General features: G+C 46.3%; 14 protein-coding genes. 7 read left to right on the top strand and 7 right to left on the bottom strand.

Annotation, left to right across the window (positions count from 1 at the left end; all coding sequences use genetic code 11):
- The first annotated feature begins 50 nt into the window (after positions 1–50).
- A complete protein-coding gene (locus tag ICV36_RS05200) occupies positions 51–536 on the top strand; it encodes a DUF1178 family protein (protein ID WP_215399576.1) in 486 nt (161 codons plus the stop codon).
- A 65-nt stretch (positions 537–601) separates the two neighbouring features.
- On the opposite strand, the gene ICV36_RS05195 is transcribed toward ICV36_RS05200, so the two are convergent.
- On the bottom strand, positions 602–2122 hold the full coding sequence (locus ICV36_RS05195; RefSeq protein ID WP_215399575.1) for a CoA-acylating methylmalonate-semialdehyde dehydrogenase: 1521 nt from the start codon (positions 2120–2122) through the stop codon (positions 602–604).
- A gap of 161 nt (positions 2123–2283) precedes the next feature.
- Here ICV36_RS05195 and ICV36_RS05190 point away from each other — a divergent pair, with 161 nt between their 5' ends.
- Both ICV36_RS05190 and ICV36_RS05185 read left to right on the top strand, forming a co-directional pair.
- Positions 2284–3405 carry an NADH:flavin oxidoreductase/NADH oxidase gene (locus ICV36_RS05190; RefSeq protein ID WP_215399574.1) on the top strand — a complete coding sequence of 374 codons (1122 nt, stop codon included), beginning with the start codon at positions 2284–2286 and terminating at the stop codon, positions 3403–3405.
- A 26-nt stretch (positions 3406–3431) separates the two neighbouring features.
- The gene (locus ICV36_RS05185; RefSeq protein ID WP_215399573.1) at positions 3432–4406 is read left to right on the top strand and encodes a tripartite tricarboxylate transporter substrate binding protein; all 975 of its coding nucleotides are present in this window, start codon (positions 3432–3434) and stop codon (positions 4404–4406) included.
- 8 nt (positions 4407–4414) lie between these two features.
- Here ICV36_RS05185 and ICV36_RS05180 read toward each other — a convergent pair whose 3' ends face one another.
- Positions 4415–5725, bottom strand: coding sequence for an amidase (locus tag ICV36_RS05180; RefSeq protein ID WP_215399572.1), 1311 nt, complete (start codon positions 5723–5725; stop codon positions 4415–4417).
- Between the two features lie 78 nt (positions 5726–5803).
- Here ICV36_RS05180 and ICV36_RS05175 point away from each other — a divergent pair, with 78 nt between their 5' ends.
- Together ICV36_RS05175 and ICV36_RS05170 are read left to right on the top strand one after the other, a co-directional pair.
- A complete protein-coding gene (locus ICV36_RS05175) occupies positions 5804–6466 on the top strand; it encodes a SprT family zinc-dependent metalloprotease (protein ID WP_215399571.1) in 663 nt (220 codons plus the stop codon).
- A gap of 46 nt (positions 6467–6512) precedes the next feature.
- A complete protein-coding gene (locus ICV36_RS05170; RefSeq protein ID WP_305848868.1) occupies positions 6513–7604 on the top strand; it encodes a tartrate dehydrogenase in 1092 nt (363 codons plus the stop codon).
- A 15-nt stretch (positions 7605–7619) separates the two neighbouring features.
- Here ICV36_RS05170 and dnaQ read toward each other — a convergent pair whose 3' ends face one another.
- The 5 genes from dnaQ to ICV36_RS05145 form a co-directional block, all read right to left on the bottom strand.
- Complete coding sequence (dnaQ, locus tag ICV36_RS05165; RefSeq protein ID WP_215399570.1) at positions 7620–8330, bottom strand: DNA polymerase III subunit epsilon; 711 nt, start codon at positions 8328–8330, stop codon at positions 7620–7622.
- Entirely contained in the window at positions 8330–11428 is a 3099-nt protein-coding gene (locus ICV36_RS05160) for an efflux RND transporter permease subunit (RefSeq protein ID WP_215399569.1), read from the bottom strand. The genes dnaQ and ICV36_RS05160 overlap by 1 nt, the downstream gene beginning before the upstream one ends.
- Positions 11425–12768: an efflux RND transporter periplasmic adaptor subunit gene (locus ICV36_RS05155; RefSeq protein WP_215401494.1), complete on the bottom strand. Its 1344-nt coding sequence runs from the start codon at positions 12766–12768 to the stop codon at positions 11425–11427. The genes ICV36_RS05160 and ICV36_RS05155 overlap by 4 nt, the downstream gene beginning before the upstream one ends.
- A gap of 111 nt (positions 12769–12879) precedes the next feature.
- Positions 12880–13335, bottom strand: coding sequence for a ribonuclease HI (gene rnhA / locus ICV36_RS05150; protein ID WP_215401493.1), 456 nt, complete (start codon positions 13333–13335; stop codon positions 12880–12882).
- Between the two features lie 9 nt (positions 13336–13344).
- A complete protein-coding gene (locus ICV36_RS05145; RefSeq protein WP_251375108.1) occupies positions 13345–14133 on the bottom strand; it encodes a class I SAM-dependent methyltransferase in 789 nt (262 codons plus the stop codon).
- Positions 14134–14169: 36 nt separating this feature from the next.
- On the opposite strand from ICV36_RS05145, the gene gloB reads away from it, so the two are divergent.
- Positions 14170–14979 carry a hydroxyacylglutathione hydrolase gene (gloB, locus tag ICV36_RS05140; protein ID WP_215401491.1) on the top strand — a complete coding sequence of 270 codons (810 nt, stop codon included), beginning with the start codon at positions 14170–14172 and terminating at the stop codon, positions 14977–14979.
- The gene (locus ICV36_RS05135) at positions 14979–16415 is read left to right on the top strand and encodes a transglycosylase SLT domain-containing protein (RefSeq protein WP_215401490.1); all 1437 of its coding nucleotides are present in this window, start codon (positions 14979–14981) and stop codon (positions 16413–16415) included. The genes gloB and ICV36_RS05135 overlap by 1 nt, the downstream gene beginning before the upstream one ends.
- Positions 16416–16420 lie beyond the last annotated feature (5 nt).

Raw genomic sequence — 16420 nt, 5'->3', positions numbered from 1 at the left:
GATTAAAATAGGGGTGTTGAATTTATCGTTTTTGCCCCAATATACGTTTTATGAAAGTTTATAACTTAGCTTGTCCACTAGACCATCGATTTGAAGGTTGGTTTGCCTCGGAAGAGGACTGCCTTGCGCAGCAAGAGAAGGGTATCCTGGCTTGTCCTGTGTGTGAAAGTACAGAAGTCACCCGCATGCCTTCAGCTCCACATATTGGCAAATCTGCCTCGACTGAGTTAGCAGTCCCTCAGACTCATTCAGAAAATCTAAGTGGAGGCGTAGTTGCTCTTACCGGCAAAGATCATTCTGATCTGGAGGCACAGGTTCAAGCTGCCTTCTTAAAAGGCATGCGTGAATTAATGGGTCGCTCAGAAGATGTTGGTGATTCTTTTGCGGATGAAGCCAGAAAGATTCACTATAAGGAGTCTCCCGAGAGAAGTATTCGCGGCCAAACTACCTTAGATGAAGCCGAAGCATTAAGGGAAGAGGGTATCGACGTACTTTCAATGCCAATGATTCCTGCTCTCAAAAATACGCTTCAATAATGATTCGGCAATAAATTAGCAAAGAAAAAGCGATCCGAAGATCGCTTTTTATCTACATCAACTGATTACTTAGAGGTAGGCATCACAAACTCTGCGCCCTTAGCAATGCTTTCAGGCCAGCGCTGCATCACACTCTTTTGCTTAGTATAGAAGCGGACGCCTTCTTTGCCATATGCGTGCATATCGCCAAAGATAGATTTTTTCCAGCCGCCAAAACCGTGCCATGCCATTGGAACTGGAATAGGTACGTTGATACCAACCATGCCCACCTGAACGCGACGGGCAAATTCACGGGCAATATTGCCATCACTTGTAAAGCAAGCAACGCCATTACCAAATTCACAAGAATTCACTAAGTTGAGTGCGTCAGTAAAGTTGGCCACACGTAGGCAAGATAAAACTGGCCCAAAGATTTCTTCTAGGTAAATCTTCATATCGGGGGTGACGCTGTCAAATAACGTGCCACCAATAAAGAAGCCATTTTCGCTGCCGGGTACTTTAAGCCCGCGACCATCGACGAGAAGCTTAGCGCCTGATGCAACACCACTTTCGATATAACCAGTAATGCGCTCAAGTGCTGCTTTAGTTACGATAGGACCCATTTCAGCATCGAGCTCCATACCGTTTTTAACTTTAAGGCTCTTTGTGCGCTCAATAAGCTTAGGCATGATCTTCTCAGCTACATCGCCAACCAAGACTGCAACTGAGATCGCCATACAGCGTTCACCAGCTGACCCGTAGGCAGCGCCAACCAATGCATCAATCGCCTTATCAATATCGGCATCAGGCATGATGACCATGTGATTCTTGGCTCCACCCAAAGCTTGTGAGCGCTTGCCAAAATGAGCGCAACGCTCATATATGTAGTTAGCAATAGGCGTAGATCCTACAAAGCTTACTGCCTTGATATCTGGATTTTCAATTAAGGCATCCACCGCTTCTTTATCGCCTTGAACAACGTTAAATACGCCGTCCGGAAGACCAGCTTCTTTGAGTAATCTAGCCATAAATAATGAGGCAGAAGGATCTGTAGGGCTGGGCTTAAGAATGAATGTATTGCCGCAAGCGATTGCCATTGGGAACATCCACATTGGCACCATGACAGGGAAGTTAAAAGGTGTGATACCGGCTACTACGCCTAATGGCTGGCGCATTACCCAGTTATCGATATCTGTTGAAACTTGTTCGGTGTAGTCGCCTTTGAGTAACTCTGGAATCCCAGTTGCAAATTCCACAATTTCAATACCTCGGGTAACTTCACCCTGGGCGTCGGTAAATACTTTGCCATGTTCGGCTGTAATGATCGCAGCCAATTCATCACGATTGGCATTCAAGAGCTCTAGGTATTTAAATAAGATACGGGAACGACGTAATGGACTGGTTTGGCTCCAGGTCTCGAAGGCCTTTTGCGCCACTGCCACAGCAGCATCAACTTCCTTGCGGCTAGCAAGGGCAACGCGACGAGCAACAGCCCCTTTGCTAGGGTTGTATACATCGGCAAATCGACCGTCTTTAGGATTAACTACATGGCCGCCAACATAGTGACCAATATCTTCTTTAGATTCAAAGGCTTGAGGTGCGTTCATAGTCTCTTGTAATGAGTATTTTAAGGGTTTTTGATAAAAAGTCGCTTAGCCTTGTGGCCTGCACGACTTCGCTGTCTCGTTTATTCTGCTTTTTAAGTATTCTATCGCTTTACGGCAATTTTCGTATTTTTGACCTATTTTTGGACTTTCTGAGGCCTTCCATGAGTCTTTTATTTTCACGCTATACCCTCAATTCCCCACGAGGGCCTTTGGAGCTTTCTAATCGCATTGTGATCGCCCCGATGTGCCAATATTCGGCCAATAACGGCGAGGCAACCGACTGGCATCTAATGCATTGGGGTAACTTGCTCAATAGCGGTGCAGCTTTGTTCATTATTGAAGCTACTGGGGTGAGCCCTGAGGCACGGATTACGCCAGCCTGTTTAGGTCTCTGGGACGACCGCACAGAAGCGGCGTTAAAGGATAAATTAACTCGTGCACGAGCATTAGCTCCGGCGGTAGCAGTTTTTATACAGCTAGCTCATGCAGGTCGGAAGGCTTCCAGTGCTACTCCTTGGAATGGCGGTCAACTACTTGCGAAGGATCAGGGTGGCTGGGAGACTCTGGCGCCATCTGCTATCCCTCAATTGGATGGTGAGCGCCTTCCACATGAGTTGACCAAATCAGAACTAAAACAATTGATCGAGGACTTTGTTGCATCTGCCAAGCGTGCCGCTCGCATTGGTTTGGATGGTATTGAATTGCATGGCGCACACGGTTACTTGTTGCACCAATTTCTATCGCCGATTGCTAATCAGCGCACCGACGAATATGGTGGCTCATTTGAAAACCGTATCCGTTTCCCTCTGGAATTATTTGCAGCTGTGCGAGCCGCCTATCAGGGCGTTCTTGGTATCCGAATTTCAGCTAGCGACTGGATAGAGGGTGGTTGGACCCCAGAAGAGGCAGCTGATTTTGCAAAGAGACTCAAGCCAATCGGATGCGATTTTGTTCATATCTCATCAGGAGGCATTTCACCAAAGCAGAAGATTGCAATTGGCCCAAACTACCAAGTGCCATTTGCCAAGATCGTTAAAGACCAATCTGGTTTGCCAACCATGACCGTTGGTTTAATTACCGAGCCACAACAAGCGGAAGCTATTCTGCAGGCTGGTGATGCAGATCTCATCGCTCTGGCAAGAGCATTCCTATACAAGCCACGTTGGGCATGGGAAGCTGCGGCAGCATTAAATGGCACCGTTACTGCAAATGAGCGCTATTGGCGTTGCCTGCCTCGTGAAGCCCAAGCAATTTTTGGCGATGTAAAAGTAGGGCAGCGATAAATATTCAAAAAACGTTGGAGACAAAGATGAAAAATTATTCAGTAATACGTAAGGTTGTTGCAACGCTTGGTCTGTGCATTGCTTGTTCGTCCTTTGCTCAATCTTTTCCTGATCGGCCTATTACCCTGGTAGTCCCCAATCCGCCAGGTGGATTAGTGGATACCTCTGCTCGACTGTTAAGCGAGCCATTAACGCGCGTCATCGGTCAACCTGTGGTAGTTGATAACAAGCCGGGCGCAAGTGGTAATACCGCCTATCAATATGTAGCTAAGGCAAAACCAGATGGATACACCTTATTAATCTCCTACTCTGGGTATCACGTAGGTAACCCTGCTTTATTCGATAAATTACCTTGGGACCCAATCAAGGACTTTTCTCCGATTGCATTGTTAACCGTTTCTACCAATGTCATTGCTGTGCATCCATCGGTTCCAGTGAATAATCTCAAAGAATTTATTGCTTACGCAAAAGCCAATCCAGGCAAGTTGAACTATGCATCTCAAGGTAATGGCTCTGTTTCTCATATTGGCACAGAGATTTTTAAACAAACTACCGGGGTAGACATGGTGCACGTTCCCTATAAGGGATCTGGGCCAGCAATTCAGGATGTGTTGGCTGGTCAAGTGCAAGTTTTTATCAGTACGCCACCCTCAGTCATGCAACATGTTCAGAGCGGCAAACTGAAGGGCCTGGCTGTGACAGGCAAAAATCGTCACCCAGGTATGACTAATGTGCCCACTACGGCTGAAGCTGGCCTTCCGTCTTTTCAATTGGAATCTTGGGTTGCTTTGTATGCACCTGCTGGGACACCAGCACCAGTTATTTCTAAGCTAACGGATGCTGTGAAACAAAGCTTGTCTTTGCCAGAAATTAAAGAGCGTGCAGATGCTGCTGGTGTCGAGCTACGTTACCTGGGTCCAAATCAAACTGATGCATTAGTTAAAAAGGAAATTCCTTTTTGGAGTAAGGCCATTAAAGCAGCAAATATTACGCTTGACTAAAGTTTGACCTATGCCTGATCTCGTAAAGTGGGGTCAGGCAACGCAAGCACGAAGGCACGCGCAGCACTGAGTAAAAAATGATCTTTACCTGGCCCAGCGATTAACTGAACCCCAACCGGCAATCCATTGGGCCCATTCGCAACATGAATATTGATGCATGGCAGCCCCAGAAGTGTCCAGCCACGACAGAAAATAGGATCCCCAGTTCCGTCCTTGATGCTAGGAGCTTCGCCTATTGCGCTTGGCGCAATGAGAATATCAACCTCATCGTTAAATAATTGAGCAACAGAAGCTTTTGCTTTCTCAGCAAGATGTATGTCTTTTGTATATTGTTCGCAACTAATTTCAGCGCCATCGCTGAGCTGCTTACTGAGCTGGGGGCTCAGTTTCTTGGCGTGATGTACTCGCTCAAATAACAAGCTGCGCGACATTTCAGAAAGCATGATCCGACTTTGTGCTTGCGTAAGTCCATCGCAGGCCTTCGGCAATTTCATATCATCAACCGTACCCTTAGCGATGATTTCTGCGGCATGACGTGCGACCGCAAGGGCGGTGGCCGTCTCTTTTTGTGCAGCAGACCAGTTGGCTGTTTTACAGATAGCGATGCGAGGTTTGTTGTGTAGGGCTTCTATTTTTGCGAGGCGATGATCACCACTCATGGCTGCTACACCAAGCCCAACATCTTCAATGGTCCGGCCAAAGCAGCCCATCGTATCTAGAGTTACAGATAAACTCTTGATGCCAGCAATACTAATTTTGCCTAGACTGGGCTTGAAACCCACTACGCCACAAAAAGACGCGGGGCGAATAATGGATCCAGCTGTTTGGCTCCCGGTGGCAAGCGGCACCATCCAATCTGCAACCGCTGCTGCTGAACCGCTGGAGGATCCTCCAGGCGTGTGCTTAGGGTGATGGGGATTGCTAGTAACGCCACTCTTGAAGGCTGCAAACTCGGTGGTAACTGTTTTCCCTAAAATGATGCCGCCGGCTTGACGCATTAATGCAACTGAAACGGCGTCTGTAATGGGGTAGTGATTTGCATAAATTGGGGAGCCATAGGAGGTTGGCAAATCATAGGTGTCATAAAGATCTTTAACCCCGATCGGTAGACCATGCAGAATGCCTTGAAAAGCGCCTTTATCTAGTTGTTTGGCACGAGATAAGGCATTCTCCTTACCAAGGCTGGTCCAGGCCCTGACAATGCTCTCTTTTTGCCCTATCCGGTCCAGACAGGAAAGCAATAAATCGGTCGCTTTGATTTCTCTTTTAGAGAGTGCTTTGATGGCTTGGGTGGCACTGAGGCTTTCAAGATCTTTCATTCGTTCATTCTACTTTTGGTGGCGTATGATCGCAATTGGTGGTTTTTGTTCCAGATATTCGAGATAAAGAGAAGTTAGATGAAGCAACATACAGTTCGTGAGGCATGGCTAGAGGACGCAGTGAGACACTTAGAGCCTGTTTTTTCTAAGGCAGGTTATGCAATCCCGCCGGTAAGGGTTTCATGCGGCTTTCCAGCCTCCAGTAGTCCAAGGACAACACTTGGTCAGTGTTGGCCGCGTGAGCGTTCAGGAGGTGGTGTGAATGAAATATTTATTTCCCCTAAGTTAGATGAGCCTGTGCAACTACTGGACACCTTGGTACATGAGCTTTGCCATGCCGTAGACGACTGCTTTAGTGGTCATGGTGAAGATTTCAAGGGCATTGCTCAGACAGTCGGATTGGAAGGCCCAGCCAGAATGGCGCATGCTACTGAGGAGCTAACCGTAAAGCTGATGATGATCAGCCAAGAGTTAGGGCCATACCCACACCAAGCAATTGTGTTTCCGCCCCCTAGACCCAGTAATGCCAGTCGCAGTAAGGCTAAGTGTGGTCAATGTGGCTATGAGGTTACCTTGCTTAAAAAATGGGCTAGCTATGGCGCACCAATCTGCCCCAAAGACAATATCCGTATGCAGGAGGATGTGCCTGAGACCATTGAAAATACAAGCAATTACGATAGCGAATCTGGTGAAAAAGGGGGTAAGAAAGCTCCCGATGAAATCCGCCGGGCAATTAGTTAGGCTTTGTAAAATCAATATTCAATAAAAATAAAGAGACACGGAACTTATGAACGCAAAGAAAATTTTTAAGAACCCAAAGATCGCTGTTATTCCAGGTGATGGCATTGGCAAGGAAGTGATGCCCGAGGGCGTGCGAGCCTTAGAGGCGGCCAACCGCAAATTCAATCTGGGTATGCAATTCGATCACTTCGATTTTGCAAGTTGTGATTACTATCTGAAGCACGGCAAGATGATGCCGGATGATTGGTTTGATACTTTGATGAAGTACGACGCCATCTTCTTTGGTGCCGTAGGTATGCCAAACATTCTTCCTGATCACGTTTCTTTGTGGGGAAGTTTGATTCAATTCCGCCGTTGCTTTGATCAATACGTTAACTTACGCCCAGTGCGATTGCTTCCAGGCGTTCCTTGCCCATTGGCCAATCGCAAGCCTGGCGATATTGATTTTTTCGTAGTGCGTGAGAACACCGAAGGTGAATACTCTAGCGTTGGTGGAAAAATGTTCCCTGATTCCGATCGGGAAGTGGTAATTCAGGAATCCATCTTTACAAGGCAGGGCGTTGATCGTATCTTGCAATACGCCTTTGATCTTGCGCAAAGTCGCCCGAAAAAGCATTTAACTTCTGCTACGAAGTCAAATGGTATTGCCATCACCATGCCTTATTGGGATGAACGTGTTGAAGCAATGTCTAAAAAGTTTGCTGATGTAAGGACTGATAAATATCACATTGATATTTTGGCCGCTCATTTCGTGATGAATCCAGATCGATTTGATGTCGTTGTGGCTAGTAATTTATTTGGAGACATCCTTTCTGACTTGGGTCCAGCTTGTACTGGCACTATTGCGGTTGCTCCATCGGGCAGCATTAATCCAGAGGGCAAGTTCCCATCCCTGTTTGAGCCAGTGCATGGCTCAGCACCCGACATCTACGGCAAGATGATTGCCAATCCAATTGGTCAAATTTGGAGTGGGGCGATGATGTTAGATCACCTTGGCTATCCAGAAGCTGGTATAGCAATATTTTCTGCAATTGAAAAGGTTTTATCCTCAGGTCCGGGGCATGCTCCATTGACACCAGATCTAGGCGGAACGGCAAAAACAGATGATTTGGGTAAGGCGATTGCCGCAGCAATCTAATTAACTGAATTACTGTTAGCTAGCAACACTCAAAGGACTCCAGATGGGGTCCTTTTTACTTGCCTTAGCAATTTCAGCCAAGATTTTTTCATGGTTTTGTAATTCATCATCGCTAGCAGCCAGCACCTTAAGGTCTGTAGGCAATGCCATGGCGTGACCAAGGGAGTCCGCACCTACTGTGTAATCAATCAGATCAATAGAAAGGTCTTCTTGACCTCTAGTCATTGCTACATAGACTTCAGCCAAGAGCTGGGCATCCAATAAAGCGCCGTGCAATGTGCGATGTTTATTGCTAATAGAGAAACGTTCACACAAAGCGTCTAATGAGTTGCGCTTACCGGGGAACATTTGACGCGCGTCTAAAAGCGTATCGGTAATTTTCGATGCAAGGTTGCGGAATGGCGGCCGCTTAAGTAATGCAAATTCATTGTCCAAAAATCCCAAGTCAAACGCTGCGTTATGAATCACAATTTCCGCGCCATCCACGAATTCAATTAATTGTTCAACAATGTTTGCAAAGATGGGCTTATCAGATAAAAATTCTCTAGAAAGTCCGTGAACTGCGAATGCTCCGGCATCAATATCACGCTCTGGATTAATGTAGTAATGAAAGGTTCTGTCGGTTAGGCGACGGCCAACCATTTCTACGCAACCAATTTCAATAATTCGATCGCCAGTGGCTGGATTTAAACCCGTAGTTTCTGTATCGAGAATAACTTGACGCATTAGGTTCCCTCTAGAACGGCAGGTGGAATTTCCATTGGACCATTGCCCGCATACTTATCGAGATAAAGATAAATAACAGGAGTAATGATCAGTGTCACAAATTGTGAAAAGATGAGTCCGCCAGCCACACTAATGCCCAGTGGTTGGCGTAATTCAGCTCCCGCGCCTAAACCAAAAGCAATCGGAATGGCGCCCATCAAGGCTGCAAAGGTGGTCATCATGATGGGGCGGAAGCGCAAAATACAGGCTTCACGAATAGCCTTCTCGGGAGTCATTCTCTGGTTGCGTTGTGCATCCAATGCAAAATCGATCATCAAAATTGCATTCTTTTTCACAATACCAATAAGTAGCAGAATGCCGATGGATGCAATGATGGTTAACTCGAATCCGAAGATACGCAACGCCAGGATTGCACCAATTGCTGCTGATGGTAATCCTGCCAAGATCGTCAGCGGATGAATGTAGCTCTCGTATAAAACGCCCAGCAATATATAAATCACGCCCAACGCAGAGAAGATCAGAATTAACTGGCCCGATTGATTGCTTTTAAATACAGCAGCATCACCACCATAGCTAGTAATGATGGATGGTGGAAGATCTATAGCTTTGGTGAATGATTCAATCTGCTTGGTGGCATCTCCCAAGAAAACATCCGGGGCTAAGTTAAAGGATAGGGTAACCGCAGGAATCTGACCTTGATGGTTCACGGCTGTAGGACCTACAGTGCGCGTAAAGGTAGCAAGGCTTGATAGTGGAATTAACTTGTCAGTGGCACGACCGCGCACAAAGATTTTATTAAGATCAGTCTCATATTGCCGGTCCTCAACAGCGGCCTCCAGAATGACGTAATACGTATTTACGGGTGTGTAAATAGTGGAAACCTGTTTTTCCCCGAAAGCGTTATAGAGAGCAGAGCGGATATCAGCAATACTGACTCCAGCACTGGCAGCTTTTTCACGATCGATATTGATTTTGACGTTCAAGCCCTTCATTTGAGAGTCGCTGGTGACGTCTCTAAACATGGGGTCGGCACGCATTTTCTGCATGAGCTTATCCGCCCACTCGTTTACACCTTCAAAACCAACACTCTGTAATGTAAATTGATAGCGACTCTTACTGCTTTTGCCACCGAGTTGTAAGTTCTGTACAGGGCGCATATAGACTTGTAGCCCGGGTATTTCCTTGAACTTGGCACGCAAACCCTCCATGATTTTGGCCATCTTAGCGCGATCACTTTTGGGTTTGAGAATAATAAAAATACGACCAGTGTTGTAGCCAGAACTTGCTCCACCACCAATGACAGAAATAGAGCTCGCTACGTTTGGATCAGTGTTTACCAGTTCGGCAGCCTGATCCTGCAAGGCCAACATAGCGCGGAAAGAGATGTCTTCAGAAGCTTCAGTTGTTGCTAAGATCTGACCGATATCTTCTTCTGGGAAAAAGCCTTTAGGGCTATTGATAAACAATACCACGGTGATTACAAAGGTAGATATCGCACCCCACAAAACCATCTTACGATTCTTTAAAGCAAGATCTAAGTAATGAATGTAGGTTTTTAGCATCCATTCAAACAAGCGATCAAATTTCTTGTTGATTGCGTATTCTTTTGCGTGTTGACCAGGCTTGGGTAGGAAGCGACTGCACAGCATCGGTACAACGGTTAAAGACACAACCGCAGAAACGAGAATGGAGAGTGAAACAACAACTGCAAACTCTCTAAATAGCAGTCCGATTGGACCCGGCATAAAAAAGAGTGGGATAAAGACTGCAACTAGTGAAATGGAGATGGAGATAATGGTGAAGCCAACTTCTTTGCTGCCTTTGAGTGAGGCCTTGAGGGGATCCATACCTTGCTCAACATAACGCATGATGTTTTCAAGGACGACGATGGCATCATCAACAACCAGACCAACGGCTAAGGTAATACCTAAAAGGGAGATGTTATCCAGGCTATAGCCCATAAAGTACAGCAAGAAAAAAGCGCCGATGAGTGAGATGGGTAAGCTAATTGAAGGAATGATGGTTGCTGATACATGCTTTAGAAACAAAAAGATCACCAGGATCACGAGTAGCACGGTTAATGCCAGCGTAAAGTTAACGTCATGGATCGCCTCGATAATGGAGAGAGATCGGTCGTTTAGAAGTTGTAACCGAATAGACTCTGGCATTTGCTTTTGCAGTTGGGGTAGCAATTCTTTTACTGACTTGACCACATCTACGGTATTGGCGCCAGGTTGTCTCAATATCGCAACCGCAATTGAGCGCTCACCATTTGAGCTTGCCAGCGTTTTGACATCCTCATAACTTTCAATGACGTCGGCAACATCCTTGAGATAAATTGGTAAGCCATTTTTTTGGCTCACGATTAAGTTTGCAAATTCTTCTGGTCTAACCAGTTGGGGATTGGCGTAAATAGTGATGGCTTGGCGGGGACCATCTAATACGCCTACTGGGCTATTAGAGTTAGCCTTATTTACAGCAGCAGCAATATCATCGATCGTTAAATTGCGATTGGCTAGAGCATCTGGGTGTACGCGTACCCGAACGGCGTATCGCTTGGCGCCATACACCAACACCTGTGCAACACCGCTTATCGTAGATAAATTGGGTGAAACGAGATTTTCTGCGTACTGATTGATATCAGACAAGCTGATAGATGGTGAGCTCATTCGAACTACCAAAACCGGTGTATCTGCTGGATTGATTTTGCGATACGAGGGTGGCACCGTCATTTCAATAGGCAGTCTTTTTTGTGCACGCAACAAAGCTGCTTGCACATCTACAGCCGCCTTATCAATATCCCTGTCGTTATTAAATTCCAGAGTAATGCTGGTGCTGCCAAGTGAATTAGTTGAGCTGATGACGTTAATGCCGTCAATCGTTGAGAATTCCTTCTCAAGTGGCAGCGCAACAGCAGACGCCATGTTTTCTGGGGATGCGCCTGGCAAAGAGGCGCCAACAGAAATAACAGGCGTATTAAAACTAGGTAGGGCGGCGACAGGAATTTTGACGTAGGCAACTGCGCCTGCAATGACGGTTGCTACCGAGAGCAGTACCGTCATTACCGGACGCCGAATACATAATTCGGAGAGCGTCATTTCTTCTCTGCGGCTGAAGGGTTGGTAGGGGCAACTGTGCTCGGCGCTCCTGTAGGAGCTGCTGGTGCATTTGCTGCAGGGGCAGCGTTCTTAGACTCGCGCACCTTGCTTCCAGGGCGCAAGTTTTGCTTGCCTTCAACAACTACTCTATCGCCAGGTTCAATGCCTGTAACAACGGTTGACCCTAGGTATTCATAAACCACTTTAATAGGTTTGGAAACAGCCTTGCCATCTTTGTCGACAACATAAACCATTTTGCCGCGAGCATTAATGATGACCGCTTGTGAAGGAATCGCTAGTGCGTCTTTTAAGGTGTTGGCAACCAGGGATACGCGTGCAAATTGTCCCGGTAATAATGTTTTGTCGTCATTGGGTATTTGTGCTTTAACGCGAACCGCAGCTATTGAAGGGTCTACTTGGTTATCAATCACCAATACTTTTCCTTCATATGTTTTTTTACCGCTATCACCAACCGTCACTTTGACGGTCATAGCCTCTCCATCAAGCTGATTCTCGAGCATGATGGGAATGTCTTTTTCGGGGATGACGAACTGGACATTGATTGGGTTCAATTGAGTAATGGTCACCATAGAACCCACGCTAGATGTGGCGGTAGAGCTGGTTGCGGTAGAAACAATATTGCTAGCCTGCACTAGTGACCCTGGGAATACGTTCACAATGCCAGCACGACCATCAATAGGGGACTTAATGTAATCAAAAGACAGTTGCACTTCTGCAGCACGTGCAGCGGCTTGCGCTGATTTAGCATTAGCAAGACTGGTTTCTAAGCCCGCCTTAGAAATAAAGTTTTTAGCTACAAGTTCTTTTGCACGCAAATATTGCTTTTGAGCATCATCCGCCAGTGCTTTGAGCTTTTCATAGTTCGCTTTGTCATTGCGATCATCCAAGGTGAAGAGTAGGTCACCCGCTTTAACTTCTTGACCATCTTTCACTTCAACCTTGGCAACGGTGTTCGTAACCATCGGCCTAATATCAACAATGCTATTCGAAACAATGGTGCCTGTAGCCTCAATGATGAGTGGAACATCTTTTTTCTCAACCACTACTGAAGTAATGGTTACTGGGCCGCCAGCTTTCTCGGATGCAGGAAAGAAATAGTCATAAGTCTTTGATCCTGCATAAAGAATAATGAGCACCAAAAGAATGCGCCATTTGAATCGAATTGCTAGGGATTTCAGGGTGGCGTAATCCAATTGCTTGATGCGGGCAATTTGTGGAGCACATTTTTGCCAAAGCGCACATAAACGGGCTTTGCCTGTATTTTTCAATTGCCCGAGTTTGGCAACAGCCTTATCGAGTGAGGATTCTATTATTGACACAGTCTCGTTTTTCTTGGTTTTATCTGGTTTTAGTGCTGTTTCTATGGCTTTTAGAGCAGGTTCATTCTCTCATAAGATGGCCTAAATGGTGGCCATAGGCAGCTCTTGGATCTAAGGCAAAAATTCCTCAACACCCTTATTGGCAAGCTGATCAGCCAACTCGTTCCCAGGGTGCCCGTTATGACCTCTAACCCAATGCCAGGAGATTTCATGGGATGGAAGTAGGGCATCAAGCTCTTGCCAAAGATCGGCATTTTTTACTGGTTCTTTGCTGGCTGTTTTCCAGCCTCTTTTCTTCCAGCCCTCAAGCCATTCCGTGACCCCTTTTTGAACGTATTGAGAATCGGTCCATAACTCAACCGTACTACGTTGTTTGAGGGCTTTTAAGGCAAAAATGACAGCGGAAATCTCCATACGGTTATTGGTGGTGAGCTTTTCACCCCCATGAATATGCTTTTCATGGCCACCCGATCTTAAAACCGCTCCCCAGCCACCAGGACCTGGATTGCCTTTGCAGGCTCCATCGGTATAGATCACGATGTGAGGATGGGCTTTGGAATGCGGCATGGCAATAATTTACTTGGAATTGTTGTTTTTGAGGTGTTTTTGAATATTGCTTCGCTCGGCAGCGGGTGTTAATTGCTGTATGGCTGGAATTCGCACCTTTGAGCTTGGGCCAATGAGTCGCATGCCTTGATGTCTTTTGATGGCAGAGACCAAGAAAACAGCGCCAAATATGGGCCACCAGCGATTCCCCATTTTTTCTAGGAAATTCATTCTGCCCATAACGGATTCACCCTGAAGCGGAAATTTGTAACAACCAAAGTGACCGCGATCTAAGGAAAAGTTTAGTAACTCCAACCAATCCTTGATGCGAATGAGACTGATGAATTGACCGTCCCTTGGAAGGTAGGGTGTGCCAATTAATCTACTGAGATACTGACGTGCACCCCATAAGCTGGCAGGATTGAAGCCGGATATGATGAGGCGACCTTCAGGTCGAAGCACTCGATCTACCTCACGCAAAATCTGATGCGGGTCAGCAGCAAACTCTAAAACGTGAGGCAAAACTATTAAATCCAAACTCTCGCTTGCAAAAGGAAGTTCTGTGGCATTGCCTTCAATAAGGTGCCAGTTGAAGCGCGCTGCATCAATTCGACTGTCGTTTGAATGAATCAGGATGGCGTGCAGGGGCATCCGATTTTCATTTAAGGCGTTAATTTGCGGCAGACCAATCTGGACTGCATGAAATCCAAAGACATCTGCAACAATTTGATCAAAACAGCGTTGCTCCCAGCCAAGAACATAGCGCCCAGGTGGCGATTGGAGCCATTTTTCCCATGAGCTCCAGGGGGGTGCAGGCATCTGAGAGGGGATGGGTGGGGTTGGTATCATCGGTTTATGGATAAGAATACTTTATTGCAGGTCTGGCCCATACCGGCTTTTGATGACAACTATATCTGGTGCATTCATGATGGTAGTGCTGCCTTGGTGGTTGACCCAGGAGATTGTGCCCCAGTCCTTGAGTATTTGAGGTTAAAAAACTTAACCCTCAAGGGAATTTTAATTACCCACCACCATGCTGACCATACAGGCGGCATTCTTCATTTATTGAAAGCTCTGGGTGCTGATATTCCCGTATGGGGCCCAGTAGGCGAAAACATTCCGGGGCGAACTGTCGCAGTAATGCAGGATGACAAGATTGAAATTGCGTCACCCCGAATTAGCCTTAAGGTATTCGAAGTTCCTGGCCACACATTGAGTCACATTTCTTACTTTGCCAACATGCAAGCCAATGTTGTTGAACCCATGCTCTTTTGTGGAGATACCTTGTTTGCCTCGGGATGCGGAAGATTGTTTGAAGGCACGCCTACCCAAATGTCGGAGTCCCTCGCAAAGTTTGCGGCATTACCAAAAAATACCTTGGTTTACTGCACCCACGAATACACTTTATCCAATATTCGTTTTGCGCTAGCAGTTGAGCCGAATAATCTCAATCTACTCTCTTGGGATGAGCAAGCAAAATCACTGCGAGAGCAGGGCTTGCCAACGCTACCAACAACGATTGGCCAGGAGCTGCAGGTAAATCCCTTTATGCGCTGTGATCAGGCTGAAGTAACTGCGATGGCAAAGGAAGTTTCAGAGCAAGATAACTTACCAACAGCTGCGCATGTATTGGCAGTTATTCGCGCCTGGAAAGATCGTTTCTGATGCGCTTGATTTATGCGGCAATACTAATTGCTGCCTTTTTAAGTGGTTGCGCTAGTACTGGAGATTGGTCTTCTGATACTCCAACGAAAACGAATTCAAAGGCATCTAGGGCAACACGGGTAAACCTCAAAAATCAATCTGTCAGCAAAGTCTACGCACCTTCAGATAATTTGTGGCTGCGAATAAGAGATGGCTTTCAGATGGAGTCCATGAATACGCCATTGGAAATTGAACAAGTCCGCTGGTTGGCCGCAAGACCAGATTACGTGAATCGTTCTATGACAAGATCATCACGCTATTTGTTTTACATTGTTCAAGAGGTTAACGCACGTAATATGCCGACAGAAATTGCGCTCCTACCTTTTGTTGAGAGCGCTTTCGTTACCAATGCTAAATCTAGTGCAAAGGCAGTGGGTTTATGGCAATTTATGCCCGCCACCGGAAAAGACTTCCGCTTAACGCAAAACGTATTCAGAGATGAAAGACGTGATGTCGTGCAGTCAACGGATGCAGCTTTAGATTACCTGCAGCGCTTGCATAATCAGTTTGGTAGTTGGGAGCTTGCTCTGGCTGCCTACAACTGGGGCGCTGGAAATATTGCCAAAGCACAAAAGCGTAATGCCGCAGCTGGTTTGCCGACCGATTATGAGAGCTTGACTCTGCCGCGTGAAACTCGGAATTACGTTCCAAAATTAATGGCCTATCGACAAATTGTTTTAGATCCACAGGCTTATGGAATCGTATTGCCTGATCTTGAAAATCACCCTTACTTTGTTGCGGTAGATGTCGGTAGTGACATTGACGTGGCCTTAGTCATTAAGTTGGCTGAAATCCCTGCAGATGAATTTCATAGCCTGAATCCATCATTTAATAAGCCCTTAATTTTGAGTAATGCCAATCAGCAGATATTGTTGCCGTTTGCTCACGCTGAAATATTTCAATCCAATTTGAAGCAATACGACAAGCCACTGTCGTCATGGACGGCTGTTCAAGTAACTAAAACGGAGAGCGTGGACCAAGCAGCAAAAACCTTAGGTGTCGATGTCGATACATTGAGGGAGGTTAATGGTATCCCCAGGGGAATGCGTATCCGCTCCGGCTCCACTGTATTAATACCAAAAACAAACCGTCGGCCAGGTGATGTTTCGACTGCCATGGCAGAAAACGCCAGCCTCAGCCTTGAAAAACCTGCGCCGCCTGCGCCGAAGTGTCCTAAGCCTGCTAGGGGGGCAAAAGGCTCAAAACCAGTTAAGTGCGCACCTGTAAATCATCCAAAAACCGCCGAAAAGAATGCTTCTAAGGGTAATTCTTCCGCAAAAAATGCTGCATCTCAGCATAAATCCGCATCGACAGGGCTTGCAAAATCTGCGAAAAATGGTAGTTCACCAGCCTCAGCCAGCAGTAACAATGGCAAAGCAGTGAGCAAGAGCCAGTAATTTGA

Source organism: Polynucleobacter sp. MWH-UH35A, assembly GCF_018687075.1.
Classification (GTDB): Bacteria; Pseudomonadota; Gammaproteobacteria; order Burkholderiales; family Burkholderiaceae; genus Polynucleobacter.
Note: the sequence above shows the minus strand (reverse complement) of the source record. Positions and strands in the feature narration are given on the sequence as shown.